General features: G+C 68.8%; 21 protein-coding genes. 13 read left to right on the top strand and 8 right to left on the bottom strand.

Annotated elements, in window-relative coordinates; genetic code table 11:
* The first annotated feature begins 179 nt into the window (after window positions 1–179).
* From HWX14_RS07310 to fahA, 5 genes are read left to right on the top strand one after another with little or no spacing between them, the layout of a single operon-like run.
* Window positions 180–1841, top strand: coding sequence for an FAD-dependent oxidoreductase (locus HWX14_RS07310; protein ID WP_175882129.1), 1662 nt, complete (start codon window positions 180–182; stop codon window positions 1839–1841).
* Between the two features lie 28 nt (window positions 1842–1869).
* Window positions 1870–2100 (top strand): DUF2783 domain-containing protein, encoded by a 231-nt coding sequence (locus HWX14_RS07305; protein ID WP_175882128.1) that lies wholly within the window; start codon window positions 1870–1872, stop codon window positions 2098–2100.
* Window positions 2097–3455, top strand: coding sequence for an MFS transporter (locus HWX14_RS07300; RefSeq protein WP_175882127.1), 1359 nt, complete (start codon window positions 2097–2099; stop codon window positions 3453–3455). The genes HWX14_RS07305 and HWX14_RS07300 overlap by 4 nt, the downstream gene beginning before the upstream one ends.
* 16 nt (window positions 3456–3471) lie before the next feature.
* The gene (hmgA, locus tag HWX14_RS07295) at window positions 3472–4806 is read left to right on the top strand and encodes a homogentisate 1,2-dioxygenase (RefSeq protein ID WP_175882126.1); all 1335 of its coding nucleotides are present in this window, start codon (window positions 3472–3474) and stop codon (window positions 4804–4806) included.
* Complete coding sequence (gene fahA, locus HWX14_RS07290; protein ID WP_175882125.1) at window positions 4803–6107, top strand: fumarylacetoacetase; 1305 nt, start codon at window positions 4803–4805, stop codon at window positions 6105–6107. The genes hmgA and fahA overlap by 4 nt, the downstream gene beginning before the upstream one ends.
* A 166-nt stretch (window positions 6108–6273) precedes the next feature.
* Here fahA and HWX14_RS07285 read toward each other — a convergent pair whose 3' ends face one another.
* The 5 genes from HWX14_RS07285 to HWX14_RS07265 all read right to left on the bottom strand — a co-directional run bounded on the left by HWX14_RS07285 (window position 6274) and on the right by HWX14_RS07265 (window position 11842).
* Entirely contained in the window at window positions 6274–7434 is a 1161-nt protein-coding gene (locus HWX14_RS07285) for an MFS transporter (RefSeq protein ID WP_175882124.1), read from the bottom strand.
* A gap of 94 nt (window positions 7435–7528) precedes the next feature.
* On the bottom strand, window positions 7529–8698 hold the full coding sequence (locus HWX14_RS07280; protein ID WP_175882123.1) for an MFS transporter: 1170 nt from the start codon (window positions 8696–8698) through the stop codon (window positions 7529–7531).
* Window positions 8699–8920: 222 nt separating this feature from the next.
* Window positions 8921–9658: a 5,6-dimethylbenzimidazole synthase gene (gene bluB, locus HWX14_RS07275; protein ID WP_175882122.1), complete on the bottom strand. Its 738-nt coding sequence runs from the start codon at window positions 9656–9658 to the stop codon at window positions 8921–8923.
* Window positions 9659–9829: 171 nt separating this feature from the next.
* Window positions 9830–10828: a 2-hydroxyacid dehydrogenase gene (locus HWX14_RS07270; protein WP_175882121.1), complete on the bottom strand. Its 999-nt coding sequence runs from the start codon at window positions 10826–10828 to the stop codon at window positions 9830–9832.
* A gap of 30 nt (window positions 10829–10858) precedes the next feature.
* Window positions 10859–11842, bottom strand: coding sequence for a LysR family transcriptional regulator (locus tag HWX14_RS07265; RefSeq protein ID WP_175882120.1), 984 nt, complete (start codon window positions 11840–11842; stop codon window positions 10859–10861).
* Between the two features lie 763 nt (window positions 11843–12605).
* Between HWX14_RS07265 and HWX14_RS07260 the strand changes: the two genes are divergently transcribed.
* Entirely contained in the window at window positions 12606–13817 is a 1212-nt protein-coding gene (locus tag HWX14_RS07260) for an alanine--glyoxylate aminotransferase family protein (protein WP_006476772.1), read from the top strand.
* Between the two features lie 27 nt (window positions 13818–13844).
* On the opposite strand, the gene HWX14_RS07255 is transcribed toward HWX14_RS07260, so the two are convergent.
* Window positions 13845–14780 (bottom strand): AraC family transcriptional regulator, encoded by a 936-nt coding sequence (locus HWX14_RS07255; RefSeq protein WP_175882119.1) that lies wholly within the window; start codon window positions 14778–14780, stop codon window positions 13845–13847.
* Between the two features lie 143 nt (window positions 14781–14923).
* Between HWX14_RS07255 and HWX14_RS07250 the strand changes: the two genes are divergently transcribed.
* The 3 genes from HWX14_RS07250 (at window position 14924) to HWX14_RS07240 (ending at window position 17196) form a co-directional block, all read left to right on the top strand.
* Window positions 14924–15814, top strand: a complete 891-nt coding sequence (locus tag HWX14_RS07250) for an EamA family transporter (RefSeq protein ID WP_175882118.1) — start codon at window positions 14924–14926, stop codon at window positions 15812–15814.
* Between the two features lie 125 nt (window positions 15815–15939).
* Window positions 15940–16593 (top strand): hypothetical protein, encoded by a 654-nt coding sequence (locus HWX14_RS07245; RefSeq protein ID WP_175882117.1) that lies wholly within the window; start codon window positions 15940–15942, stop codon window positions 16591–16593.
* A gap of 51 nt (window positions 16594–16644) precedes the next feature.
* Window positions 16645–17196: an RES family NAD+ phosphorylase gene (locus HWX14_RS07240; protein ID WP_244130169.1), complete on the top strand. Its 552-nt coding sequence runs from the start codon at window positions 16645–16647 to the stop codon at window positions 17194–17196.
* A 24-nt stretch (window positions 17197–17220) separates the two neighbouring features.
* Here the strand turns inward: HWX14_RS07240 and HWX14_RS07235 are convergent, their stop codons facing one another.
* Window positions 17221–18435, bottom strand: coding sequence for an MFS transporter (locus HWX14_RS07235; protein ID WP_175882115.1), 1215 nt, complete (start codon window positions 18433–18435; stop codon window positions 17221–17223).
* A 333-nt stretch (window positions 18436–18768) separates the two neighbouring features.
* Between HWX14_RS07235 and xdhA the strand changes: the two genes are divergently transcribed.
* The 4 genes from xdhA (at window position 18769) to HWX14_RS07215 (ending at window position 24020) form a co-directional block, all read left to right on the top strand.
* The gene (gene xdhA, locus HWX14_RS07230) at window positions 18769–20370 is read left to right on the top strand and encodes a xanthine dehydrogenase small subunit (RefSeq protein ID WP_175882114.1); all 1602 of its coding nucleotides are present in this window, start codon (window positions 18769–18771) and stop codon (window positions 20368–20370) included.
* Between the two features lie 18 nt (window positions 20371–20388).
* Window positions 20389–22752, top strand: coding sequence for a xanthine dehydrogenase molybdopterin binding subunit (xdhB, locus tag HWX14_RS07225; RefSeq protein WP_175882113.1), 2364 nt, complete (start codon window positions 20389–20391; stop codon window positions 22750–22752).
* Between the two features lie 84 nt (window positions 22753–22836).
* Window positions 22837–23505 (top strand): xanthine dehydrogenase accessory protein XdhC, encoded by a 669-nt coding sequence (gene xdhC / locus HWX14_RS07220; RefSeq protein ID WP_175882112.1) that lies wholly within the window; start codon window positions 22837–22839, stop codon window positions 23503–23505.
* 113 nt (window positions 23506–23618) lie between these two features.
* On the top strand, window positions 23619–24020 hold the full coding sequence (locus HWX14_RS07215; protein WP_175882111.1) for a nuclear transport factor 2 family protein: 402 nt from the start codon (window positions 23619–23621) through the stop codon (window positions 24018–24020).
* Between the two features lie 47 nt (window positions 24021–24067).
* Here the strand turns inward: HWX14_RS07215 and HWX14_RS07210 are convergent, their stop codons facing one another.
* Window positions 24068–25015 (bottom strand): LysR family transcriptional regulator, encoded by a 948-nt coding sequence (locus tag HWX14_RS07210; protein ID WP_012328006.1) that lies wholly within the window; start codon window positions 25013–25015, stop codon window positions 24068–24070.
* Window positions 25016–25075 lie beyond the last annotated feature (60 nt).

Here is a 25075-nt window from a genome sequence, read left to right as displayed (position 1 = left end):
CGATGTGTCGCCGATCAAGAAATGCGGCAGGCGGGTGCCGCGAAACGGCGCCGTTCAAGAATCAACAGGAAGCAAGGAGCGAGACGTGGCGGTTGACAGGACAGGCGGGCACGCGCGCCGGCAGGAGACGGACGGGACGACGGGCGCGGCGGTGCGCGCACGGCGCGGTTGACGAGCGGATGGCGACCATGAGCATCGATTACCAGACGCTGAAGTTCGAGTACCGCGCCCGTGCGCACGACGCGGCCGTCCACCCGGTGATCGTTGTCGGCGCGGGCCCGGTGGGCCTCGCCGCCGCGATCGACCTCGCGCAGCAGGGCGTGCCCGTCGTGCTGCTCGACGACGACGACACGCTGTCGACCGGCTCGCGCGCGATCTGCTTCGCGAAGCGCACGCTGGAGATATTCGATCGGCTCGGCTGCGGCGAGCGCTTCGTCGACAAGGGCGTGAGCTGGCACGTCGGCAAGGTGTTCCTGCAGGACGAGCAGCTTTACGCGTTCGACCTGCTGCCCGAGGAAGGGCATGCGCGCCCCGCGTTCATCAACCTGCAGCAGTACTACGTCGAAGGCTATCTGGCCGATCGCGCGTTCGAGCTGCCGAACATCGACATCCGCTGGAAGCACAAGGTGACGGGCATCGACCAGTCGGCCGAACACGCGGTGCTGACGATCGAGACGCCGGACGGCGTCGCGACGCTGCGCGCGCAATACGTGATCGCGGCCGACGGCTCGCGCAGCCCGATGCGCGCGGCGATGGGCCTGGAGAGCCGCGGCCGCACGTTCAAGGATCGTTTCCTGATCGCCGACGTGAAGATGAAGGCGGAGTTTCCGACCGAGCGCTGGTTCTGGTTCGATCCGCCGTTTCACCGCAACCAGTCGGTGCTGCTGCACCGCCAGCCGGACAACGTGTGGCGCATCGACTTCCAGCTCGGCTGGGATGCCGATCCCGTCGCCGAGAAGCAGCCGGAGCGCGTGATCCCGCGCGTGCGCGCGCTGCTCGGGCCGGACGTCGAGTTCGAGCTCGAATGGGTGAGCGTCTATACGTTCCGCTGCCAGCGGATGGACACGTTCCGCCATGGCCGCGTGCTGTTCGCGGGCGATTCGGCGCACGGCGTGTCGCCGTTCGGCGCGCGCGGCGCGAACAGCGGCGTGCAGGACGCGGACAACCTCGCGTGGAAGCTGAAGCTGGTGCTCGACGGGCGTGCACACGATCGCCTGCTCGACACCTATGCGAGCGAGCGCGAGTTCGCGGCCGACGAGAACATCCGCAACTCGACACGTTCGACCGACTTCATCACGCCGAAGAGCGCGGTGTCGCGCGTGTTCCGCGACGCGACGCTGAAGCTCGCGCGCGACTGCGAGTTCGCGCGCAAGCTGGTGAACAGCGGGCGCCTGTCGGTGCCGGCCGTGCTGGCCGATTCGCCGCTGAACACGCCGGACCGCGGCGGCGACGCATTCGCGTGCGCGATGCGGCCGGGCGCGGCGGCGGCCGATGCGCCGGTGCGCGCGCAGGGCGTGTCGAGCTGGCTGCTGCAGCATCTGCGCGGCGGCTTCACCGGCGTGCTGTTCGGATTGCCGGGCGATGCGGCCGCGCTCGCGCAGGCCGTCGACGGTCTCGCGCCGACGGTGCGGCCGGTGCTCGTCGTGCCGGCCGGGCACGCGCAGCCGGTGGCAGGCGTCGACGTCGTGGAGGACGTCGACGGGCTCGCCGCGCAGCGCTACGACGCGCAGCCCGGCACGTTCTACCTGCTGCGTCCCGACCAGCACGTCTGCGCACGCACGCGCACGCTCGACCGTCAGGCGATCGCCGACGCACTGGCGCGCGCGACCTGCGCACGCTGAATACGATAAAGACACCGGAGACACCGTCATGCCCCCACTCGATACCCGCCCGCGCCTGGCCGACCCCGATGCGTTCTACGAAGCGCTGATCGACATGCATCGCGACCTGTCCGACGCCGACAGCCAGCTCGTCAACGCGAAGCTGATCCTGTTGCTCGCGAACCAGATCGGCGACGTCGACGTGCTGCGCGAAGCGATGGCGCTCGCGCGCCAGGGCGTGACGCCGCCCGTGCATCCGGCCGCCGAGGTGGCGCGATGAGCGCGGCGGCCGATACGCGCGTGCTCGAAGTCGAGCGCGTGATCGACGAGACCCATCGCCCGGGTTTTCACTGGATGCTGCTGATGCTATGCGGGCTGTGCCTCGTGATCGACGGTTTCGATGCGCAGGCGATGGGCTACGTCGCGCCGAGCGTGATCGCCGAATGGGGTGTGCCGAAGCAGGCGCTCGGGCCCGTGTTCAGCGCGAGCCTGTTCGGGATGCTGCTCGGCGCGCTCGGGCTGTCGGTGCTGGCCGACCGGATCGGGCGGCGCCCGGTGCTGATCGGCTCGACGCTGTTCTTCGCGGTGACGATGCTCGCGACGCCGTTCGCGAATTCGATCCCGGTGCTGATGGCGCTGCGCTTCGTCACGGGTCTCGGCCTCGGCTGCATCATGCCGAACGCGATGGCGCTGGTCGGCGAGTTCAGCCCGGCCGCGCATCGCGTGAAGCGGATGATGATCGTGTCGTGCGGCTTCACGCTCGGCGCGGCGATCGGCGGCTTCATCAGCGCGGCGCTGATTCCGGCGCTCGGCTGGCGCTCGGTGTTCTTCGTCGGCGGCGCGGTGCCGCTCGTGCTGACGATCGCGATGGTCGCGCGGCTGCCGGAGTCGCTGCAGTTCCTGGTGCTGAAAGGGCGTGTCGCCCAGGCGCGCGACTGGCTCGCACGGTTCGCACCGGAAGCCGGCATCGATGCGAATACGCGGCTCGTCGTGCGCGAGCGTGCGGCAAGCGGCGCGCCGGTCGCCGAGCTGTTCCGCCATGGCCGCCTGCCGGTCACGCTGCTGCTGTGGGCGATCAGCTTCATGAACCTGATCGATCTGTACTTCCTGTCGAACTGGCTGCCGACCGTGATGCGCGAAGCCGGCTATTCGCCGGGCACGGCGGTGATCGTCGGCACGGTGCTGCAGACGGGCGGCGTGATCGGCACGCTGTCGCTCGGCTGGTTCATCGAACGTTACGGCTTCGTGCGCGTGCTGTTCGCGTGCTTCGCGTGCGCGGCCGTGTCGGTGGGGCTGATCGGCTCGGTCGCGCATGCGCTGCCGTGGCTGCTGGTCGTCGTGTTCGCGGGCGGGTTCTGCGTGGTCGGCGGTCAGCCGGCCGTGAATGCGCTCGCGGGCCAGTATTACCCGACGTCGCTGCGCTCGACGGGCATCGGCTGGAGTCTCGGCATCGGCCGGATCGGCTCGGTGCTCGGGCCGCTCGTCGGCGGGCAACTGATTGCGCTGAACTGGTCGAACGGCGCGCTGTTCCACGCGGCCGCGGTGCCCGTGCTGTGCTCGGCGCTGTTCGTGCTCGGCCTTGCGGGCGTCACGCGGCGCAGCGCTGCGCAGGCGCCGAACGCCGCCCTGAATTGATGGAGAAAGGAAAACGATGACGCTTGACCTGTCGAAACCGGCGACCGCCGGCTACCTGAGCGGTTTCGCGAACGAATTCGCGACCGAGGCGCTGCCCGGCGCGCTGCCGCACGGCCGCAATTCGCCGCAGCGCGCGCCGTACGGGCTGTATGCGGAGCAGTTGTCGGGCACCGCGTTTACCGCGCCGCGCGGCCACAACCGCCGCTCGTGGCTGTACCGGATTCGCCCGGCCGCCGTGCACCGGCCGTTCGAGCCGTATGCGGGCGCGCAGCGGCTCGTGTCGGAATTCGGCGATTCGGCCGACGTGCCGCCGACGCCGCCGAACCAGCTGCGCTGGGATCCGCTGCCGATGCCGGTCGAGCCGACCGATTTCGTCGACGGCCTCGTGACGATGGCCGGCAACGGTTCGGCCGCCGCGATGAACGGCTGCGCGATCCACCTGTACGCGGCGAACCGCTCGATGCAGGACCGCTTCTTCTACAGCGCGGACGGCGAACTGCTGATCGTGCCGCAGCAGGGGCGCCTGTTCGTCGCGACCGAGTTCGGCCGGCTCGACGTCGAGCCGTTCGAGATCGCGGTGATCCCGCGCGGCGTGCGTTTTGCCGTCACGCTGCCGGACGGCGACGCGCGCGGCTATATCTGCGAGAACTTCGGTGCGCTGCTGCGCCTGCCGGATCTCGGCCCGATCGGCTCGAACGGGCTCGCGAACCCGCGCGACTTCCTGACGCCGCAGGCCGCGTACGAAGACCGCGAAGGCGCATTCGAGCTGATCGCGAAGCTGAACGGCCGGCTCTGGCGCGCGGACATCGGCCATTCGCCGCTCGACGTCGTCGCGTGGCACGGCAACTACGCGCCGTATAAATACGACCTGCGCCTGTTCAACACGATCGGCTCGATCAGCTTCGACCATCCCGATCCGTCGATCTTCCTTGTGCTGCAGGCGCAGAGCGACACGCCGGGCGTCGACACGATCGACTTCGTGATCTTCCCGCCGCGCTGGCTCGCGGCCGAGGATACGTTCCGCCCGCCATGGTTCCACCGTAACGTCGCGAGCGAGTTCATGGGGCTCGTGCACGGCGCGTACGACGCGAAGGCCGAAGGCTTCGTGCCGGGCGGCGCGAGCCTGCACAACTGCATGTCGGGCCACGGGCCCGATGCGGACACGTTCGAGAAGGCGTCGGCGAGCGACACGTCGAAGCCGCACAAGGTCGACGCGACGATGGCGTTCATGTTCGAAACCCGCACGCTGATCCGGCCGACGCGCTACGCGCTCGACACCGCGCAGTTGCAGGCCGATTACTTCGAATGCTGGCAAGGCATCAAGAAACACTTCAATCCGGAGCAACGATGAGCGACACCCAAGACTGGCGCGCGACGCTCGATCCGGCTCGCAAGAGCTGGATCGACACGGCGAACGATCCCGCCTGCGATTTCCCGATCCAGAACCTGCCGTTCGGGATCTTCAGCGATGCGAAGCAGGGCGTGCGCCGTGCCGGCGTCGCACTGGGCGACCAGATCGTCGATCTCGCGGCGCTCGCGCGTGCGGGCCTCGTGACGCTGCCGGCCGGCGCCGATGCGTTCGCCGCGCCGACGCTCAACGTGTTCATCGCGCTCGGTCGCGATGCATGGCGCAGCGTGCGTGTGCAACTGTCGAACCTGTTCTCGCGCGATAACGCGGAGCTACGCGACGATGCGGCGCTGCGCGCGCAGGTGCTCGTTGCGCAGCGCGACGCGACGCTGCATCTGCCGGTCGAGATTCCCGGCTACACCGATTTCTATTCGTCGAAGGAGCACGCGACCAACGTCGGCTCGATGTTCCGTGATCCGAAGAATGCGCTGCTGCCGAACTGGTCGGAGATGCCGATCGGCTACAACGGCCGCGCGTCGTCGGTGGTCGTGAGCGGCACGCCGGTGCGGCGGCCGAACGGGCAACTGAAGCTGCCCGACCAGGAGCGTCCGGTGTTCGGCGCGTGCCGCAAGCTCGACATCGAACTGGAGACGGGCTTCATCGTCGGCAAGGGCAACGCGCTCGGCGAGCCGATCGCATGCGAGGACGCGGAAGCGCATATCTTCGGGATGGTGCTGCTGAACGACTGGAGCGCGCGCGACATCCAGCAGTGGGAATACGTGCCGCTCGGCCCGTTCAACTCGAAGGGCTTCGCGACGACGATCTCGCCGTGGATCGTCACGCTCGATGCGCTCGAACCGTTCCGCGTCGCGCAGCCGGAGCAGTCGCCGCAGCCGCTCGCGTATCTGCGGCATGCGGGCAAGCATGCGTTCGATATCGCGCTGGAAGTGACGCTGCGTGCGGAAGGTGCGGCCGAGGCGACGTCGATCTGCCGCACGAACTTCAGGCACATGTACTGGACGATGGCGCAGCAGCTCGCGCATCACACGGTAGGCGGCTGCAACACGCGCGTGGGCGACCTGATGGGTTCGGGCACGATCAGCGGGCCGACCAAGGATTCGTTCGGCAGCCTGCTCGAACTGACATGGAACGGCAAGGAGCCGCTCGCGCTGAACGGTGGCGGCAGCCGCACGTTCATCGAGGACGGCGACGAGCTGACGCTCGCCGGCTGGTGTCAGGGCGATGGCTATCGCGTCGGCTTCGGCACGTGTGCGGGCAAGATCTTGCCGGCGCGCAGCGCATGACGGATCACGGCGCGAAACGTTACGCGTAGGTCAGGTGGAGTCCGGAAGGACAGGGCGGCCCGCATTGCGCGGGCCGTTTTCGTTTACCGGGGAATGAGCGCGAGCGGGCCGATGCGTACCGGTGCATGATGCTGCGCGCCAACGCCAACGCCAACGCCGATCTGCGTCAGACCGCGCGCTGCACAGCCGCGCGACGCTCCCACAGCGCGGCCGCGACGAATGCGGCGACACAGACGACCAGCACGCCGACCAGCGCATTGCTGCCCAGTTGCTCCATCAACGCGCCCGCCACCAGGGGCCCGCCGAAGCTCGCCGCGCTCCACGACGCCGACACGAGCGAGCTCGCGGTGACGAGCGCGGCGCCGCGGAAACGCTCGCCGCATGCGACGAGCGACAGCGTATAGATGCTGCCGGCCGCCGCGCCGAGCACGAACAGCAGCGGCCAGCACAGCCACGGATTCGCGATCACGAACGGCAGCAGCGGCAGGCCCGCGAGCACGATCCAGCCCGCGCCGAGGTGCACGCGTTCGCGGCCGAGCTTGTCCGCGAGCCAGCCGATCGGGAACTGCATCGCGGTATCGCCGAACAGCATGATCGACGCGAGCAGCACGGCGGTCGCGCTCGCGACGCCGTGATCCATCGCGTAGAGCGGCAGCAGCGACAGCGCGAGCGTGTCGAACAGCGCGAAGAAGCCGGTGCCGATGATCAGCGCGGGCATCCGCGGCAGCACGTCGAGCCAGCGGCCGTGCGCTTCGTGATGCGCGTCGTCGCCGGCGAGCGGCGCACGGCGGATCGTCGCGAGCGTCGGCAGCGCGAGCAGGAACAGCGCGCCGCACAACGCGAAGCGAATGCTCGTCGCGTCGGCGATCTGGCTGACGAGCACGGGGCCGGCCATCTGGAACAGCGTGAAATTGGTCGCGTAGATCGCGACGACGCGGCCGCGCGTCGAATCGTCGGCGAGCTGGTTGACCCATGCTTCGCCGATCGTGAACAGCAGCATCAGCGCGGCGCCGCACAGCACGCGCAGCACGCCCCACAGGATCAGGTTCGACGTGAACTGCATCAGCGCGGTGGCGGCCGCGAGCAGCACGACCGACACGACGATCGCGCGGCGCGCGCCGATGTGCCGCGCGAGCGCGGTGACGAACGGGACGATCGCGAGACCGCCGAGCGCCTGCGCGGCGGTCAGCATGCCGACGACGTTGGTGCCGTGTCCGGCTTCGGTCAGTGCGAGTGCGGTGAGCGGCAGCGTGGCGCCGGTGCCGAGGCCGACGACCGCGACGCTCAGGATCAGCGCGAGGAAATCGCGATTGAGAATGGCTTTCATCGGCCGCGATGCTACACCGCGACCGGTGAAAGGTCCATGAAGGCCATCAGGATCGGATGGAGTTGTGTCCGCAACGATCGCGGCAGGGTTTGCGTCAGACGTACTCGGTCGGCACGACCACCGGCCGGCGTTCGAGCGACGCCGACCACAGCGTGAGCGCGAGCGCGGCGACCGCCATCGCGACGCCGACCCACGGCAGGCTCACGAGCGACACGCCCGAGCCGATCGCCATCCCGCCGAGCCACGCGCCGGTCGCGTTGCCGAGGTTGAACGCGCCCTGGTTCAGCGTCGACGCGAGGTTCGGCGCGTCGCTCGCGCGATCGACGATCATGATCTGCAGCGGCGGCACGATCGCGAACGCGAGGATGCCCCACACGAAAATCGTCGCGAGCGTGGCGAACGGCAGATGCATCGTGCCCGCGAACAGCGCGAGGACGATGCCGATCAGCGCAAGCGTCGCGATCAGCGACGGCATCCGGCGCCAGTCGGCGAGCTTGCCGCCGAGCGTGCCGCCGACGGTCAGGCCGAGGCCGAACAGCAGCAGCACGTAGGTGACCTGATGCGGCGAGAAGCCCGTCACGTCCTCGAGGATCGGCGTGATGTAGGTGAACACGCTGAACAGGCTCGCGGACGCGAGCACGCTGATGCCGAGCACCATCAGCACCTGCGGGTGCTTCAGCACGCTGAATTCGCGCGTGATGCTGGTGTCGGGCATCGCGAGGTTTTTGGGCAGGCATACCGCGAGCGCGGCAGCCGCGACGAGGCCGATGCCGGTGACGGCCCAGAACGTCGCGCGCCAGCCGAACGCCTGGCCGAGCGCGGTGCCGAGCGGCACGCCGAGCACGTTCGCGAGCGTGAGGCCGGTGAACATCAGCGCGATCGCCTGCGCGCGGCGGTTCGGCGCGACGAGGTTGCTCGCGACGACCGAACCGATGCCGAAGAACGCACCGTGGCAGAACGCGGTGACGACGCGCGCGGCCATCAGCACCGCGTAGCCGGGCGCGATCGCGCAGAACAGGTTGCCGGCGATGAACAGCCCGATCAGGCCCATCAGTGCACGCTTGCGCGGCATCTTCGCGGTGACGACCGCGAGGATCGGCGCGCCGATCGTCACGCCGAGCGCGTAGCCCGACACGAGCATCCCGGCGGCCGGGATCGACACGCCGAGGTCGCGCGCGACATTGGGCAGCAGCCCCATGATCACGAATTCGGTGGTACCGATTCCAAATGCGGCGACGGCAAGGGCGAAAAGAGGCAGGGGCATCGCGGTAGGCTCGGGAAAGGATGCCGCTCGAGCCAGGCGCAGGAGGCGCGGGACGGGCGGTCGGTGAGGCGAACGTCAGCCGCGATTCTACTTCAGTGAAAACCCTTACGCTTGGGGCCAAAATGGTTGTTGTCGGCGTGCGACGGGGCGGTGGGCGGAAGCTCACACTGTGGGATCTTCGGCGATTCAGCGGCGGAACGACCGTCGCTGCCGAACCGTGGATCAGCCGATCCGTTCAGGCGCGCCGTCAGGCATCACATCCGACGTTTCTTTCATTTCAGTCTCGACTGGCGACGCAGCCGATCCGGCCCCGTCGCTCGCCGCCGCGCCATCCCAACCGTTCTCGAACAGGCACGCCTCGATCGGCATCCGCGCGGCCCAGCGCTCTTCCTCGAGCATCGGCTTCGCATAGAACGCATCGACGTGGCCGACGCACAGCACGGCGATCGGCTTCGCGCCGTCGGGCATCCGCAGCAGCGTGCGCAGCGCCTCGACGTCGAACAACGACACCCAGCCCATCCCGAGCCCTTCCGCGCGGGCCGCGAGCCACATGTTCTGGATCGCGCACGCGGCGGAGGCCAGATCCATCTCCGGCAGCGTGCGGCGGCCGAACACGTGGCGTTCGCGGCCGTCGGCGAGCGCCACGATCAGCAACTCGCCGCATTCGCGCACGCCTTCGACCTTCAGCCGCATGAATTCGTCCTGGCGCTCGCCGAGCGCGTCGGCGGTCGCGCGGCGCTCGGCCTCGACCAGCGCGTGAATCGCGGTGCGCAACGCGGGATCGGTGATGCGGATGAAGCGCCACGGCTGCATGAAGCCGACGCTCGGCGCGTGGTGCGCCGCGCGCAGCAGGCGCGCGAGCACGGCCGGATCGACGGGCGCCGGCGTGAAGTGGCGCATGTCGCGCCGTTCGAAGATGGCACGGTAGACGGCGGCGATGTCGGAATCGTCGAAACGCATGAGCGGCAAAGGCAGGGAAGGACGTCGGCGCAACGATAGCAGACGGCGCGCGCGAAGCGTTACTTCAACCGAAACAATGCGCTGAATTGTTGACGAGGGCGAGTGCGGTGCGCGGCAACACGCACGAGCAAACGATTGCGGATGCGCTGCGGACCTTAAATGGGCAGTTTTTCAGCGATTTGCCATCACGACGTTCCGCGGCGTCCGCGCATGCCACGCCTCGATGTTCAGGAGCGTCGTGTGCGCGATCTCGGCCAGCGCCTCGCGCGTGAAGAACGCCTGGTGCGACGTGACGATCACGTTCGGGAACGTCAGCAGGCGCGCGAGCACGTCGTCCTGCAGCGGCAGGTCGGAGTGATCCTCGAAGAAGAGGCCGCTTTCTTCCTCATACACGTCGAGCCCGAGATGGCCGAGCTGACCGCTCTTGAGTGCGTCGACCAGCGCCTGCGCATCGACGAGGCCGCCGCGGCCCGTATTGATCAGCATCGCGCCGTGCTTCATCCGCGCGAGCGTGCGTTCGTTGATCAGGTGGTGCGTCGACGGCAGCAGCGGGCAATGCAGGCTGACGATGTCGGCGTGATGCAGCAGTTCGTCGAGCTCGACGTAGCGCGCGCCGAACGCGATCAGCTCGTCGTCGTACGGCGGCACCGAGTGCGCGAGCACGTGCATCCCGAAGCCCATCATGATCTTCGCGAACACGCTGCCGATGAGGCCGGTGCCGATCACGCCGACGGTCTTGCCGTGCAGGTCGAAGCCGAGCAGGCCGTTCAGCGAGAAATCGCCTTCGCGGGTGCGGGCGACCGCGCGCGGCAGGCGGCGATTGAGCGCGAGGATCAGCGCGACCGCGTGCTCGGCGACCGCATGCGGCGAATACGCGGGCACGCGCACGACCGTGATGCCGAGCCGTTCGGCGGCGGCGAGGTCGACGTGGTTGAAGCCCGCCGAGCGCAGCGCGATCAGCCGTGTGCCGCCGTCGGCGAGCCGTTCGAGCACGGCCGCGTCGACGGTGTCGTTGACGAACGGGCAGACGACGTCATAGCCGTGCGCGAGGATCGCGGTTTCCGCGTCGAGGTGCGACGGCTGGAAGTGCAGCCGATAGCCGAACTGCCGGTTGGCGGCGGTGAACGAATCGTCGTCGTACTGCCGGCTGCTGAACAGGATCACGCGCACGCTGCACCTCCGATGGCTGACGCGCGCAGTTTACTGCAGGCCCGTGACGATGTCGGAGCGTTCGGGGCCGCGCACCGGCCGCAGGAAGCCGTAGTCGGTCTGCTCGCGGGCGGACGGCGCGCTGAAGTGCTCGAGCGCGTGTTCGACGAAGCTGCGCGTGCGGGCCGGCACGTACTGGCGGTTCGGATAGACGAGCGACAGTTGCGCGTCGGGATCGTCGATCCGGTAGCCGGCCATCAGCCGCACGAGCGTGCCGTGGTTGAGCGCATCGGCCACGCACGGCTCGGGCAGCACCGCGATGCCGGCGCCGGCCACGGCCGCCGCCTGCACGAGCGCAAGCTGGTTGACCGTGCAGGCCGGACGCACCGTGACCGAATGGGCAACGCCGTCGTGGCCGACCAGTTGCCACGTCGGCGCGTGCTGGTGCGGCGCGAGCGTGACCCAGTCGTGGCCCGGCAGGTCGTCGGGCACGCGCGGCTCGCCGCGGCGGTCGAGATACGCCGGCGCCGCGCACGCGACGAACGGGTTCGGCGCGAGCGCATGGCCGATCAGCGACGGGTTGCCGTCGAGCCGGGTGCCCGTGACGATGCCGACGTCGTAGCCCGAATCGAGCACGTCGAGCGGCCCTTCGGCGACGGTCAGCTGCACGCGCAGCTCCGGGTAGCGGTGCCGGAAGCTGCTGACGAGCGGCGTCAGCGCGAGCGGCGACAGCAGCCCCGACGCGACGACGCGCAGCGTGCCGGCCGGTTCGCGCACCGCATGCGCGACGGACGATTCGAGGTGGTCGAATTCCTCGAGCAGCGCACGGCAACCATCGAGGTAGCGCACGCCGGCCTCGGTGAGCGACAGGTTGCGCGTGGTGCGATGGATCAGCCGGGTGTTCAGGTGGCCCTCGAGCATCGCGATGGAACGCGTGACGAGCGCATTGGACACGCCGAGATGGTGCGCCGCGCGCCGGAAGCTTTGCTGCTCGGCGACGCAGACGAATACACGCATGGTCTGAATCTGGTTCATGGCTTGCGTATTTCTGGCCCGGTTGATTGATTTTGGTTGTGATTTATCGCCGCGCAACCTCGAAAGCGCATCGCGCGGCCCCAGCTCTCCCTCGTATCGAAAATCAAATTTTCGATTCCGCTGATGATTGTTAAATACAGAACGGATATCCGTCAACCTGAGAAAACGGGCGGCTTGCGTAAAATCGAAATCGCGAGTAACGGTTTAACGCTGCAATGCAGCAAGGGCGCGCTTGGCAAAACCGATGCGGTATTGGGGCAGGTCCGGATGCGGCGGATATTATGTATTTAAATCAATTGGTTGTGAGAAATTCGCGCAAACCTGGGCACGGCAATTTCGGAGTCGTTCCCCAATACATGCCGCAATAGTGGATGTTTTTTCCACGTTCGGATTTGGTGTATCGAATTCGCTCCGCGATTTGTATCAGGTCGCCGCTCCATTTGGTTCGATCGGCGAATGAGGCTGAACGGCCCTTTTTCGACGAATCGTCTCGATATTGGCGGAGAAAATCGCGCGGGCGGAACCCGTATGGAACCGTTTCGGAACCGGCGGGCAATCCCTTTTCAATCCGGCAGGTCGTCGCGCGAGCGGTGCGCGGGCGGCTGGCCCGGTCCGGCGACCGGGCCACCGTCGCGCTGTCCGGACGTGCGTGCCTCTTGCGCGAGGCGGCGGAACGCGGAATGATCGATCAGTTCGCCGCGCCGTGCCACGGGCGCCGTACCACGGGCGTCCGAGCACTTTCTTTCTTCAACTTTTCCCAGCCATGTCCATCGATTACTCGCCGATTCCCTGTCCCGTCGTCGTGCCGCTCGACGCGATCCTGCCCGAAGAACCGCTGCTGATGATGGGGGCCGGCCCGGTTCCGATCCCGGCCGCGGTGGCCAAGGCGAACACGATCGTGATCAACCACCTCGGCGCGACGATGGCGAAGATCATCGAGCAGGTGAAGGAGATGGCGCGCTACGTGTTCCAGACCCGCACGAAGTGGGTGCTCGGCGTCGCGGGCCCCGGCTCGGCCGCGATGGAAATGGCGATCTCGAATCTCGCCTGGCGCGGCACGCGCGTGCTGTCGATCCGCAACGGCTTCTTCAGCGCCCGGATGGCCGAGATGGCCACGCGCGTCGGCGCCGACGTCGCGACGCTCGAAGTGGCCGACCGCGCGGTCGCGAGCCTCGACGAGATCGCCGACGCGATCGCGCGCGAGCGGCCCGAGATCGTCACGATCGTGCAGGGCGAAACGTCCAATACCGTCTGGAACCGCGACCTGCGCGACATCGCGGCGCTCGCGAAGGCGGCCGGCGCGCTGGTGGTCGTCGACGCGGTGTGCACGCTGTCGACGATGCCGCTCGAGATGGATGCGTGGGGCATCGACGCGGTGATCACCGGCGGCCAGAAGGGGCTGTCGTCGATCCCGGGCGTGTCGCTGATCGCGTTCTCCGATGCCGCGTGGGAGCGCATGAAGACGCGCCCCGAGCCGAACGCGCACTGGTGCCTCGACATGGCGCTGGCCGAGAACTTCTGGCACAACGCGGGCTATCACTACACGGCGCCCGTGTCGGGCGTGCTCGCGCTGCACGAGGCGCTGCGGCTCGTCTGCGCGGAGACGCTCGAAAGCCGCTTCGCGCGCCACCTGCGCTGCTCGCTGGCGCTGCAGGCGGGCGTCGAATCGATGGGGCTCAAGCTCTATGCGCCGAAGGACTGCCGGCTCAATTCGGTGGTCGGGATCGAGACGCCGGAGGGGCTCACGCCCGGGATGGTCTGCGGCCATATCTCGAAGCAGTACCAGGTCGAGATTTCCGGCTCGTTCGGCTTGCCGATCGTGCGGATCGGGCAGATGGGCGAGCAGTGCCGCGAACACAACCTGTTCCGCACGCTGCATGCGTTCGGCCGCACGATGGTCGACCTGAAGGTGCCGGTCGACCTGCCGGCCGGCGTCGCGGCGCTCGAACAGGAACTGTCGCGGCGCGGCGCGTAAGCGCGCAAAAGCGGCAACGGGCCGTGCTCAGCGGCCCTGCATCGCGCGCCGGTACGTATTCGGCGTCGTACCGTGCGCGTCGCGAAAGCGATGGCTGAAGTGGCCGGCGTTCGCGTAGCCGCAGTCGGCCGCGATCTGCGCGAGCGGCAGCGCCGTCGTGCGCAGCAGTTCGCGGGCCCGGGCGAGCCGTTGCTCGGCCACCCATGCGTGCGGCGCGCGGCCGAACGACAGCCGGAACATCCGCGAGAAATGGTATTCGGACAGCGCGGCGACCTCGGCGAGTTCGCCGAGCGTCAGCGGCTGCGTGAGATACGTGTCGATGTAGTCGCGCACGCGGCGGCGCACGGCCGGCGCGAGGCCGCCGCGGAACGACGTGTCGGTGCGCGTCGTGCTCTGCCCGCGCAGCAGCAGGCTCAGCACGTCGTGTGCGGTCTCGTTCGCGCGCAGCCGGTCGTCGGGATCGTCCCAACCGTCGAGCGCGAGCGAGCGCAGTAGCGCGGCGACGCGCGCATCCTCGAAATAGGTGCGATCGGCGAGCTTCAGCTCGCGCGGCTCGCGGTCGAGTTCGCGGATCGCGCGCTGCGTGAAGTGTTCGGGCAGGAAATACAGGTGGACGAAATGCATTTCGCCGCGCACCCACCAGCGCGATTCATGATCGCCCGGCAATGCGCACAGCAGGCTCGGCGCGCCGTAGCGCGGCACGCGCTGGCGCTCGGTCCGGTAGCCGCCGTCGAGGTAGCACGACAGCGTGTGGTGGCCGGGCTGCTCGTAGACCGTCTCGCTTTCGTCGGTGATCCGCGTCCATTCGGCGATCGCGAGATGGTCGCCGAGCCACGCGAAGCGCTCGAGCGTCGCGTTCGCGTCGGCGAGCGTGCGGCAGACCGACTGCAGGCCGAACGGCAGCTCGCCGCCGGCCAGGGCGGCGGCGCGGTCGACGGGCGGGGCGCTGAGGGAGAGACTCATGATGCGCCGAGTATAAGCGGGCGCGCGGCGCCGCGTGCGGCGTCCCGAAAAAGACCGCAATTCCGGACAATCGGCGCGCGCGGTGCGACGGCATAGTCGGGATCCCGATTTCCCCGATTTCCCCGATTTTCCGGAATGCCGCCATGAACCTGTCGCTTTATTTCGTCACCGTGCTGATCTGGGGCACCACCTGGATCGCGATCAAGTGGCAGCTCGGCTCGGTGCCGCCGCCCGTGTCGATCGCGTGGCGCTTCTGGTTCGCGGCCGCCGTGCTGTTCGCGCTGCTGCGCGTGATGCGCCGCCCGGTGCGCCCACCGCGCGAGGCGTGGCGCTTTCTCGTCGCGCAGGGCTTCGCGCTGTTCTGCCTGAACTTCCTGTGCTTCTACTACGCGGAGCAGGTCGTGCCGAGCGGGCTCGTCGCGGTGATCTTCTCGACCGCGCCGCTGCTGAACTCGATCAACGGCCGGCTGTTCATGGGCCGCCCGCTGCGGCCGTCGGCGATCGCCGGCGCGCTGCTCGGCCTGACCGGCATCGCGTGCCTGTTCTGGCAGCAGATGGCCGGCCATCTCGACGACCACGCGACGTGGACGGGGCTCGCGATCGCGTTCGCCGGCACGATGTGCTTCTCGGCGGGCAACCTGCTGTCGAGCCGGATGCAGTCGATGGGGCTGCATCCGCTCGCGACCAACGGCTGGGCGATGCTGATCGGTGCGGCGATCCTGACCGTCGGCAGCGCGGTGGCCGGGATGCCGTTTACGCTCGACACGAGCCCGCGCTATCTCGGCGCGCTCGTGTACCTGGCCGTGCCGGGCTCGGTGATCGGCTTCACCGCGTACCTGACGCTCGTCGGCCGGATCGGGCCGGAGCGCGCCGCGTACTGCACGGTGCTGTTCCCGATCGTCGCGCTGGCCGTGTCGACGGTGTTCGAGGGTTACCAGTGGTCGCCGCTCGCGGTGATCGGGCTGCTGCTCGTGGTTGCCGGCAATCTCGTCGCGTTCGACGTCACGCGGCGGTTGTTTCTGCGGACGGCCTGACGAAGTTCGCGGTTGCGCGAACGCACGATCGACGAAACCGGCGACCGGTCGATTAGGTTGACATGGTTGACTTGGTTTCGATTCGCGGCTACGCTCGATCATTCCGGTAGTGACGGGAGGTGATGATGATTGCGCGAGCTCATACGCTGGAACAGACGGCCGTCGTTCTCGATGTCGAGACGGAGGAGGCGCTGCGCAGTGCTGTCGGCGCGGCGACCATGCTCGGCCCCGATCGCGCGCGGGCGCTGCTCAGCCTGTCCGACGAGCAATTGGGGCACCTGTTCAAGGTCGGCATCGCGCAGGTCATCGATCTGGCCGGCACGATCACGTTCGGCATCGCCGCTGCCGCGACGCGCGACAGGAAGCCGGCCGGCGGGAAGACGCGAGCGGCGGGAGTCGCCGTCGCCGATCCGGAGCGGCAGGTGCAGGCGGAACGGCGCATGCTGGTCGCCGACGGCAAGCTGCTGCCCGCCGCGCAGACATGGGCCGGCCTCGGCATGACGCGGCAGGCGCTCAGCAAGGCCGTGGCGTCCGGTCGGATCTTCACGGTCGATGTCGGCGCCGCCCAGTACTATCCGGCCTTCTATCTGGCGGGAGATATCGATCGCAAGACGCTGGGCAGGGTGACTCAATCTCTGGGCGGTTTGCCGGGATGGAGCAAATGGCAGTTCTTCACGACGCCGAAGGCGTCGCTGGGCAACGTTACGCCGCTCGTCGCGCTGTCGCGCGGGAAGGTGGATGACGTCGAGCGCGCCGCCAGGGCGTTCGCCGAGCGCTAGGCGGCCCGTTTGCTGACGGCGCCAGAAGCACATTTCGCGAGCGCGACGCTGGTGACTCGCGAAGTTGCGCCGACGGCGCTGGTGCGCATCTCGCGATTCGCGACGGGCGAGCCGTACTTCGGCAAGTCGGGCGGCAACCGCTTCGACGATCCGCGCAAGCGGCGGCGGTACGGCACCAGTTATTTCGGCTTCGATCTGCATTGCGCATTCGCCGAGACGGTGCTGCACGACGAAGTCGCCGATCTGGTGCTGGGCGGTTTTCCGCTCGTGACGACCGAGCTCGATCGCTACGTCCTTTCGTTTGGCGGCGCGCCGCTGATCGTCGCCGTCCTGCACGGCTTGCCGCTGAAAAACCTCGGAGGCGACGGTGCGTTGTCGACCATCGCACCGTACGACGTTCCGCAACAGTGGTCGCTTGCCGTCCACCGGCATCCCCGTCGCGTCGACGGGTTTTTATACATGTCGCGCCATCTCAACACGTCGGAAGCGCTCGTGCTGTTCGATCGTGCCGAGCCGAAACTCTCGCTCGGGAACGCCGTTCCGTTCAGGCGTCATCCCGATGCGGCCCGCGTATTGCGGGACTTCAACGTGCTGCTGCGTTGACGCGCGTCATGCCTCTCACGCCTCTCACGCCGCCGCACCGCTCCCCGCCACGCGCGCTTGCCGCTGGTACAGCACCATCGACAGCGCGACGCCCGCGGCGGCGGCCACCGCCGCGAACAGGAATACCTGCGGATAGCCGAACGCACCGGCCACATAGCCGGCGAGCGGGCCGGTGATGCCGAGCGACAGGTCGAGGAACACCGAATACGCGGACAGCGCCGCGCCGCGGCTCGCGGGCGGCACGAGCGCGACGGCCTCGACGCCGAGCGCCGGGAAGATCAGCGCGAAGCCGAAGCCCGTCAGCGCCGCGCCGACGAGCGCGACGTGCGGCACCGGCGCGAGCCACAGCAGCAGCAGGCCCGAGCATTCGAACGCGAACGACACGATCGCGACCCGGAAGCCGCCGTAGGTCTTGATCGTGTTCGCGAACAGCAGGCGCGCGCCGATGAACAGCGTGCCGAACACGGTCAGCGACAGCGCGGCGTTCGGCCAGTGGCGCGCCGCGTAGTACAGCGTGACGAACGTGGCGATCGAGCCGAAGCCGGCCGAACCGAGCGCGAGGCCGAGGCCGTGCGGCAGCACGCGCGTGAACACGCTCGCATACGACATCCGTTCGCCGTGCACGAGCGGCACCGGCGCGATCGGGCGGGCGAGGTAGAAGCCGAGCGCGGCCAGCGCGATCACGATCACGCCGATCAGCGCCGGATTCAGCGTATGCGCGATCGCGACGCCGACCGGCGCGCCGAGCGCGAGCGCGCCGTAGGTCGCGATGCCGTTCCACGAGATCACCTTCGCGTTGTGCGCGACGCCGACCCGGCCGATGCCCCACAGGATCGCGCCGGTGCCGCACAGGCTTTCGCCGACGCCGAGCACGAGCCGGCTCGCGAGCAGCAGCACGAGGCTCGCGACCGGCCAGTGCGCGAGCAGCAGCGCGACGAGCAGCAGCACGCCCGACACCCCGCAGCCGACCAGCCCGCGCAGCACCGTCTGCTTCGGCCCGAGCGTATCGGCAAGGCGCCCGGCGAGCGGCCGCGACGCGAGCGTCGCGAAATACTGGACGCTGATCGCGCCGCCCGCGACGATCGCGGAAAAGCCGAGGTCGTCGTGGACGAAGCCCGGCAGCACCGCGAGCGGCAGGCCGATGGTCAGGTAGCAGATGAACGTGAAGCAGACGACGGACACGATTTGCAGCGTGACCGCGAACCCGCTGCGCGGCGGTGTGGCGGAATCGGAGGACATGGGGTCGGAACGAATGGCGGAACGTACGGAAAACGGCGGAAAAGGGAATCCGGATTTTCCCATGGAACCGGTTTTCACGCAGGTACCGTTTAGTTAACCGGGCGCCGTCCATGAAGACGACCGACGATCGGGGGGGCCGGGAACGGCCGGCGCGCCCCGTGCGGCAAGGGCGTCGGCCGGCTGGGCGCGCATATCGCGGCAGTTATATGAGCCGCATGCGTAATGGGCTATGGGTTGCGGAATTTGACGGTGATAGCGTGCAAACTGTCAGAAAAACGTCGGTCAGGCGCTCCGCGCAGGCCGCCTTGCCCCCATTTGAAGAAACACTGAGACATGAGTGAGCCGATCCGCTTCTACCATCGTCACGCGATCCGCGAAGTCAGCGGCGCGGACGTGACCCGCACCGTGCTGCAATACCTGCGCGAGGACGCGCATTGCACCGGCACCAAGGAAGGCTGCGCGGAAGGCGACTGCGGCGCGTGCACGGTCGTCGTCGGCGAGCTGACCGACGCCGGCGCGGTCGAGTTCAAGGCCGTCAACGCATGCATCCAGTTCCTGCCGACGCTCGACGGCAAGGCGCTGCTCACGGTCGAGGACCTGCGCCAGCCGGACGGTTCGCTGCATCCCGTGCAGCAGGCGATGGTCGATTGCCACGGTTCGCAGTGCGGGTTCTGCACGCCCGGGTTCGTGATGTCGATGTGGGCGCTGTACGAGAAGCACGGCCACGAAGGCTGCGGCAGTGCGTGCGCGAAGGCGAAGGACGTGCCGACGCGCACCGAGATTGCCGATGCGCTGACCGGCAACCTGTGCCGCTGCACCGGCTATCGCCCGATCGTCGATGCGGCGGTGCGGATGTTCGACGCGACCGGCGAAGGCGCGGCCGGCGAAGGCGCGACCGGCGAAGGCGCGCCGGCACCGGTCGCGCCGGTCGACGCGGCCGCGCTTGCCCGCACGCTCGTATCGCTCAAGCGCGACGACACGTTCGACTACACGACGATCAACGGCGCGCGCTTCGCGGCGCCGCGCACGCTCGACGCGCTGGCCGCGCTGAAGGCCGAGCGTCCCGACGCACGCATTCTCGCCGGCAGCACCGACATCGGCCTGTGGGTCACCAAGCAGATGCGCCGCCTCGACGACCTGATCTACGTCGGCCAGATCGCCGAACTGCAGCAGGTCGCGCACGGCGACGACTGGATCGAGATCGGCGCGGGCGTGACGGTCGAAAAGGCCTATGCGGCGCTGGCCGGCACCTACCCGGAACTGACCGAGATGTGGAAGCGCTTCGCGTCGCTGCCGATCCGCAACGCGGGCACGCTCGGCGGCAACGTCGCGAACGGCTCGCCGATCGGCGATTCGATGCCGGGCCTGATCGCGCTCGGCGCGCGCGTCGTGCTGCGCGGCGGCGACACGGTGCGCGAGCTGCCGCTCGAGGCGCTGTACACGGGTTATCAGCAGAAGGACATGGCGGCGCACGAATTCGTCGTCGGCGTGAAGGTGCCGACCCGCACCGGTGCGCGCGACAAGCTGCAGTTCCGCACGTACAAGCTGTCGAAGCGCTTCGACTCCGACATCTCGGCCGTGTGCGCGGCGTTCGCGTTCATCGCGGACGGCGACACGATCCGCGAGCCGCGCATCGCGTTCGGCGGGATGGCCGCGACGCCGAAGCGCGCGGCCCACACGGAAGCCGTGCTCGACGGCGCGCAGTGGCACGAAGCGACCGCGCAGGCCGCGATGCAGGCGCTCGAGCGCGACTACCAGCCGCTGTCCGACATGCGCGCGACGAGCGCGTATCGCCTCGAGACCGCGAAGAACCTGATGTATCGCTTCTGGCTGGAGACGCGTGCGCACGACCCGCTGCCGCCGCAGGCGCTGAACGTGCGCGAAGTGGCCGCCGAAGCAGGCGCCGAAGTTGCCAACGACGCGGCGCGCGTCTGACGACGGAGAACACCGAACATGAACCAGCAAGCAGAACCGTTCCTGAGCACCCTCGACCCGCAGGCCGACGCCGCGCAGGTGCACGTATCGCGCGCGCACGAATCCGCCCATCTGCATGTGAGCGGGCGTGCGACCTACACCGACGACATCCCGCTCGTCGCCGGCACGCTGCACGCGGCGCTCGGGTTGTCGGCGAAGCCGCACGCGAAGATCGTATCGATGAACTTCGACGCGGTGCGTGCGACGCCTGGCGTGGTCGCCGTGTTCACGGCCGACGATATTCCCGGCGTCAACGATTGCGGCCCGATCATCCACGACGATCCGGTCCTGGCCAAAGGCATCGTGCAGTTCGTCGGCCAGCCGATGTTCATCGTCGTCGCCACGTCGCACGAAACCGCGCGGCTCGCCGCGCGCCGCGCGCAGGTCGAGTATGAAGAGCTGCCCGCGATCCTGACCGCGCAGGAAGCGCGCAAGGCCGAAACCTACGTGATCCCGCCGCTGAAACTCGCGCGCGGCGATGCGGCCGCGCGGCTCGCCGCCGCGCCGCACCGCGAGTCGGGCGAGATGCTGCTCGGCGGCCAGGAGCAGTTCTACCTGGAAGGGCAGATCGCGTACGCGGTGCCGAAGGACGACGATGGGATGCACGTGTACTGCTCGACGCAGCACCCGAGCGAGATGCAGCACCTCGTCGCGCACGTGCTCGGCGTCGCGTCGCACAACGTGCTGGTCGAATGCCGCCGGATGGGCGGCGGCTTCGGCGGCAAGGAATCGCAGTCGGGGCTGTTTGCGTGCTGCGCGGCGCTCGCCGCATGGAAGCTGCTGTGCCCGGTGAAGCTGCGTCCGGACCGCGACGACGACATGATGATCACCGGCAAGCGGCACGACTTCCATTACCGCTTCGACGTCGGCTACGACGACGACGGCCGCATCGACGGCGTCGCGCTCGACATGACGTCGCGCTGCGGCTTCTCGGCCGACCTGTCGGGCCCGGTGATGACGCGCGCGGTGTGCCACTTCGACAACGCGTACTGGCTCGGCGACGTCGACATCGTCGGCTACTGCGGCAAGACCAACACGCAGTCGAACACCGCGTTCCGCGGCTTCGGCGGCCCGCAGGGCGCGTTCGCGATCGAATACATCCTCGACGACATCGCGCGTTCGCTCGGCCGTGATCCGCTCGACGTGCGCTACGCGAACCTGTACGGCAAGACCGAACGCAATGTGACGCCGTACGGGCAGACGGTCGAGGACAACGTGCTGCAGGAGCTGCTCGGCGAACTCGAGACGACGAGCGACTACCGCGCGCGGCGCGCCGGCGTGCGCGCATTCAACGCACGCAACACGGTGCTGAAGAAGGGCATCGCGCTCACGCCGGTGAAGTTCGGGATCGCGTTCAACGTCACGCACTTCAATCAGGCCGGCGCGCTGGTGCACATCTACACCGACGGCTCGGTGCTCGTGAACCACGGCGGCACGGAGATGGGGCAGGGGCTCAACACCAAGGTCGCGCAGGTCGTCGCGCATGAACTCGGCATCCGCTTCGGCCGGATCCGCGTGACCGCGACCGACACGAGCAAGGTCGCGAACACGTCCGCGACCGCCGCGTCGACCGGCTCCGACCTGAACGGCAAGGCCGCGCAGGACGCGGCGCGCCAGTTGCGCGAGCGGCTCGCGGTGTTCGCGGCGAAGCAGTTCGGCGACGGCAAGGTCGACGCGGCCGACGTGAAGTTCGGCAACGACGTCGTGTGGGTCGGCGGCCATGGCGTGCCGTTCGGCGACGTGATCGCGAAGGCGTATCTCGCGCGCGTGCAGCTGTGGTCCGACGGGTTCTATGCGACGCCGAAGCTGCACTGGGATCAATCGAAGCTGCAGGGCCGGCCGTTCTACTACTACTCGTACGGCGCGGCCGTGTCGGAAGTCGTGATCGACACGCTGACGGGCGAGATGCGCACGCTGCGCGTCGATGCGCTGCACGACGTGGGCGCGTCGCTGAACCCGGCGCTCGACATCGGCCAGGTCGAAGGCGCGTTCATCCAGGGGATGGGCTGGCTGACCACCGAGGAGCTGTGGTGGAACCCGGGCGGCAAGCTGATGACGCATGCGCCGTCCACGTACAAGATCCCGACGGTGAACGACACGCCGCCCGAGTTCAACGTGCGGCTGTTCCAGAACCGCAACGTCGAGGACAGCATCCATCGTTCGAAGGCCGTCGGCGAGCCGCCGCTGCTGCTACCGTTCTCGGTATTCTTCGCGGTGCGCGATGCGATTGCCGCGGTCGGCGACTATCGCGTGAACCCGCCGCTCGACGGGCCGGCCACCGGCGAGTCGATCCTGCGCGCGATCGGCGCGGTGCGGGCGGCGAGCACCGCGCGGGCAGGCTGAGATGAACCGCCTCTTCACGCTCGCTTCGTGCGCCGGCCCCGACGGGGCGGTCAGCCTCGTCGAGACGGCCCGGCGGAGGCCGGCATGAACGGCCCCGCCCGTTCGCCGCGTGCCGCGTCGCAGGCGCCTGCCGCGGGATGCGACGGCGCGTGCGGCAGCGCGCCGTCGCAGTTGCAGCCGTTCGCGCCGGGCACCGGCCAGCGCAACCGCGTGAGCGCAGCACCGCCGCCGATGCACATCGTGCTGTTCGGCGCGGGGCACGTCGGCCATGCGCTCGTCACGCTGCTCGGCGCGCTGCCGTGCGTCGTGCAGTGGGTCGACACGCGTGACGAGCTGTTCCCCGACGAATGTCCGCCGAACGTGCAGCCGGAGCCGACCGACACGCCGGAGGCCGTCGTCGATGCGGCGCCGCCCGGCGCGTACTTCCTCGTGATGACGCACAACCACGCGCTCGACTTCTCGCTCGCCGCGCAGATCATGCGGCGGCGCGACTACGCGTACTTCGGGATGATCGGCTCGCGCACCAAGCGCGTGAAGTTCGAGCGCCGGCTCGCCGCGCGCGGCGTCGATCCGGCGCGGCTCGTCGAGATGGTATGCCCGATCGGGGTCGCCGGCATCGTCGACAAGGCGCCGGGCGCGATCGCGGTGGCCGTCTGCGCGGAGCTGCTGCAGGTGCGTTCGGGGATGCCGGTGGCCGATGCGAAGGCGGCTGCGGCCGGGCGCGCACGCGACGACGTGTCCTGCTCGCGGTAAAACCGCGGTAGGGCGGTCATGCCGCGCGGCCGGCGCACGGCCGCGCGTTTTTGCATACACTGCACGGCAATGCGCGGCAGCGGGCCGCGCTTCCTCTCACCGTGCACGCGCCCATGTCCGATCACTCCGTCTATCTCGACGCGCTCGATGCGAGCCTCGTCGCCATCGAGCGCTGGCTGTCCGGCGTCGATACCGCGCCGGCGGCGCTCGATGCGCTGCTCGTCGCGTTTTCCGCCGACTTCACGATGATCCTGACCGACGGTCGCGTGGTCGACCACGACGGCATGCGCGCGTTGTTCGCGAAGCTGGCCGGCGCGAAGCCGGGGCTGCGCATCACGCTGTCGGAGATCCGCGTGCTCGCGGCCGACGCAGCGCATGCGGTGATCGCCTATCTCGAAGCACAGCACGCGGCAGCGGGCGAGCTGCCCGCGCGCCGCGCGACCGCCGTGTTCGCGCGCGACGCGGCGGGCGTCGTGCGCTGGACCCATCTGCAGGAAACCTTCTGCACGGCCTGAGCGGCCGCGTTGCCTGAACGGCGGCGCGACGACGCGCCGGCCGCGCGTCAGCGCTTGCGCGTGCGGGCGACCGTCAGCTCGTCGGACACGCTCTGCATCAGCGCGCACAGCCATGCGATGTCGGTCGGCCGATCGGGTTGCGGGTGCGTGAGCAGGTAGCTCTTGATGCGCGGGAACGGCACCGGCGGCGTGACGACGACGAGCGGCAGCAGTTGCGCATAGTGCGTCGCGAAGCGGCGCGTCGTCGTGAAGATCAGGTCCGACTGCAGCAGCACCTGCGGCACGATCCCGAAGTACGGCAGCGTCGTCACGATGCGCCGCGTGAGGCGCGCGCGTGCGAGGCCGATCTCGATCGCGTTGCGCTTGTCGCCGGTGTACGGCGTCGGCGCGACGTGCGCGGCCGACGCATACGCTTCGCGCGTGAGCGGCGCGCGGGCGAGCGGATGCGCATCGCGCATCAGGCACACGATCGTGTCGGAGAACAGGTCCTGACGCGCGAACTGCGGGTCGGGCTTCGGCCAGTTGCCGATCACGAGATCGAGCGCGCCCGATTCGAGCGCGCCCGCGTGATCGAGCGCGGGATTCAGCGAATCGATTTCCAGATGGGCATGCGGCGCCGCGTCGCGAAAGCGCTCGATCAGCGTCGGCATGAAGAAATCGTTCAGGTAGTCGGGCGCGGCGACGCGGAACGTGCGCCGCGCGGACGACGGATCGAAGTCGCCGTGCGGCGTCGCGATGAAATCGACCTCGCGCAGCGCGCGCGACGCGGCTTCGAGCAGCGACGCGCCGTATTCGGTCGGCACCATGCCCGATTTGCCGCGCACGAGGATCGGGTCGTTCAGCGTCTCGCGCAGCTTGCGCAGCGCGGTGCTGATCGCGGGCTGGGTCTGGTTCAGCCGCAGCGCGGCCTGCGTGACGCTGCGCTCGAGCAGCAGCGTGCGCAACACGCGCACGAGCCAGATGTCGAGCGAGGCGGTACGGTCGTCGTCTTCCATCGATGGGGGGGATTCCAGTGACGCGTAACCTTACCGCAGCCGCGCGTTGCCGTGCGTGAT

Origin of the sequence: Burkholderia sp. BCC0044 (assembly GCF_902832955.1) — a bacterium.
In the GTDB taxonomy this organism is placed as follows: Bacteria; Pseudomonadota; Gammaproteobacteria; order Burkholderiales; family Burkholderiaceae; genus Burkholderia.
Note: the sequence above shows the minus strand (reverse complement) of the source record. Positions and strands in the feature narration are given on the sequence as shown.

Coding starts and splice junctions, on each gene's coding strand:
- HWX14_RS07310 (WP_175882129.1), top strand. CDS start 180: ATGGCGACCATGAGCATCGATTACCAGACGCTGAAGTTCGAGTACCGC.
- HWX14_RS07305 (WP_175882128.1), top strand. CDS start 1,870: ATGCCCCCACTCGATACCCGCCCGCGCCTGGCCGACCCCGATGCGTTC.
- HWX14_RS07300 (WP_175882127.1), top strand. CDS start 2,097: ATGAGCGCGGCGGCCGATACGCGCGTGCTCGAAGTCGAGCGCGTGATC.
- hmgA (WP_175882126.1), top strand. CDS start 3,472: ATGACGCTTGACCTGTCGAAACCGGCGACCGCCGGCTACCTGAGCGGT.
- fahA (WP_175882125.1), top strand. CDS start 4,803: ATGAGCGACACCCAAGACTGGCGCGCGACGCTCGATCCGGCTCGCAAG.
- HWX14_RS07285 (WP_175882124.1), bottom strand. CDS start 7,434: ATGAAAGCCATTCTCAATCGCGATTTCCTCGCGCTGATCCTGAGCGTC.
- HWX14_RS07280 (WP_175882123.1), bottom strand. CDS start 8,698: ATGCCCCTGCCTCTTTTCGCCCTTGCCGTCGCCGCATTTGGAATCGGT.
- bluB (WP_175882122.1), bottom strand. CDS start 9,658: ATGCGTTTCGACGATTCCGACATCGCCGCCGTCTACCGTGCCATCTTC.
- HWX14_RS07265 (WP_175882120.1), bottom strand. CDS start 11,842: ATGAACCAGATTCAGACCATGCGTGTATTCGTCTGCGTCGCCGAGCAG.
- HWX14_RS07260 (WP_006476772.1), top strand. CDS start 12,606: ATGTCCATCGATTACTCGCCGATTCCCTGTCCCGTCGTCGTGCCGCTC.
- HWX14_RS07255 (WP_175882119.1), bottom strand. CDS start 14,780: ATGAGTCTCTCCCTCAGCGCCCCGCCCGTCGACCGCGCCGCCGCCCTG.
- HWX14_RS07250 (WP_175882118.1), top strand. CDS start 14,924: ATGAACCTGTCGCTTTATTTCGTCACCGTGCTGATCTGGGGCACCACC.
- HWX14_RS07245 (WP_175882117.1), top strand. CDS start 15,940: ATGATTGCGCGAGCTCATACGCTGGAACAGACGGCCGTCGTTCTCGAT.
- HWX14_RS07235 (WP_175882115.1), bottom strand. CDS start 18,435: ATGTCCTCCGATTCCGCCACACCGCCGCGCAGCGGGTTCGCGGTCACG.
- xdhA (WP_175882114.1), top strand. CDS start 18,769: ATGAGTGAGCCGATCCGCTTCTACCATCGTCACGCGATCCGCGAAGTC.
- xdhB (WP_175882113.1), top strand. CDS start 20,389: ATGAACCAGCAAGCAGAACCGTTCCTGAGCACCCTCGACCCGCAGGCC.
- xdhC (WP_175882112.1), top strand. CDS start 22,837: ATGAACGGCCCCGCCCGTTCGCCGCGTGCCGCGTCGCAGGCGCCTGCC.
- HWX14_RS07215 (WP_175882111.1), top strand. CDS start 23,619: ATGTCCGATCACTCCGTCTATCTCGACGCGCTCGATGCGAGCCTCGTC.
- HWX14_RS07210 (WP_012328006.1), bottom strand. CDS start 25,015: ATGGAAGACGACGACCGTACCGCCTCGCTCGACATCTGGCTCGTGCGC.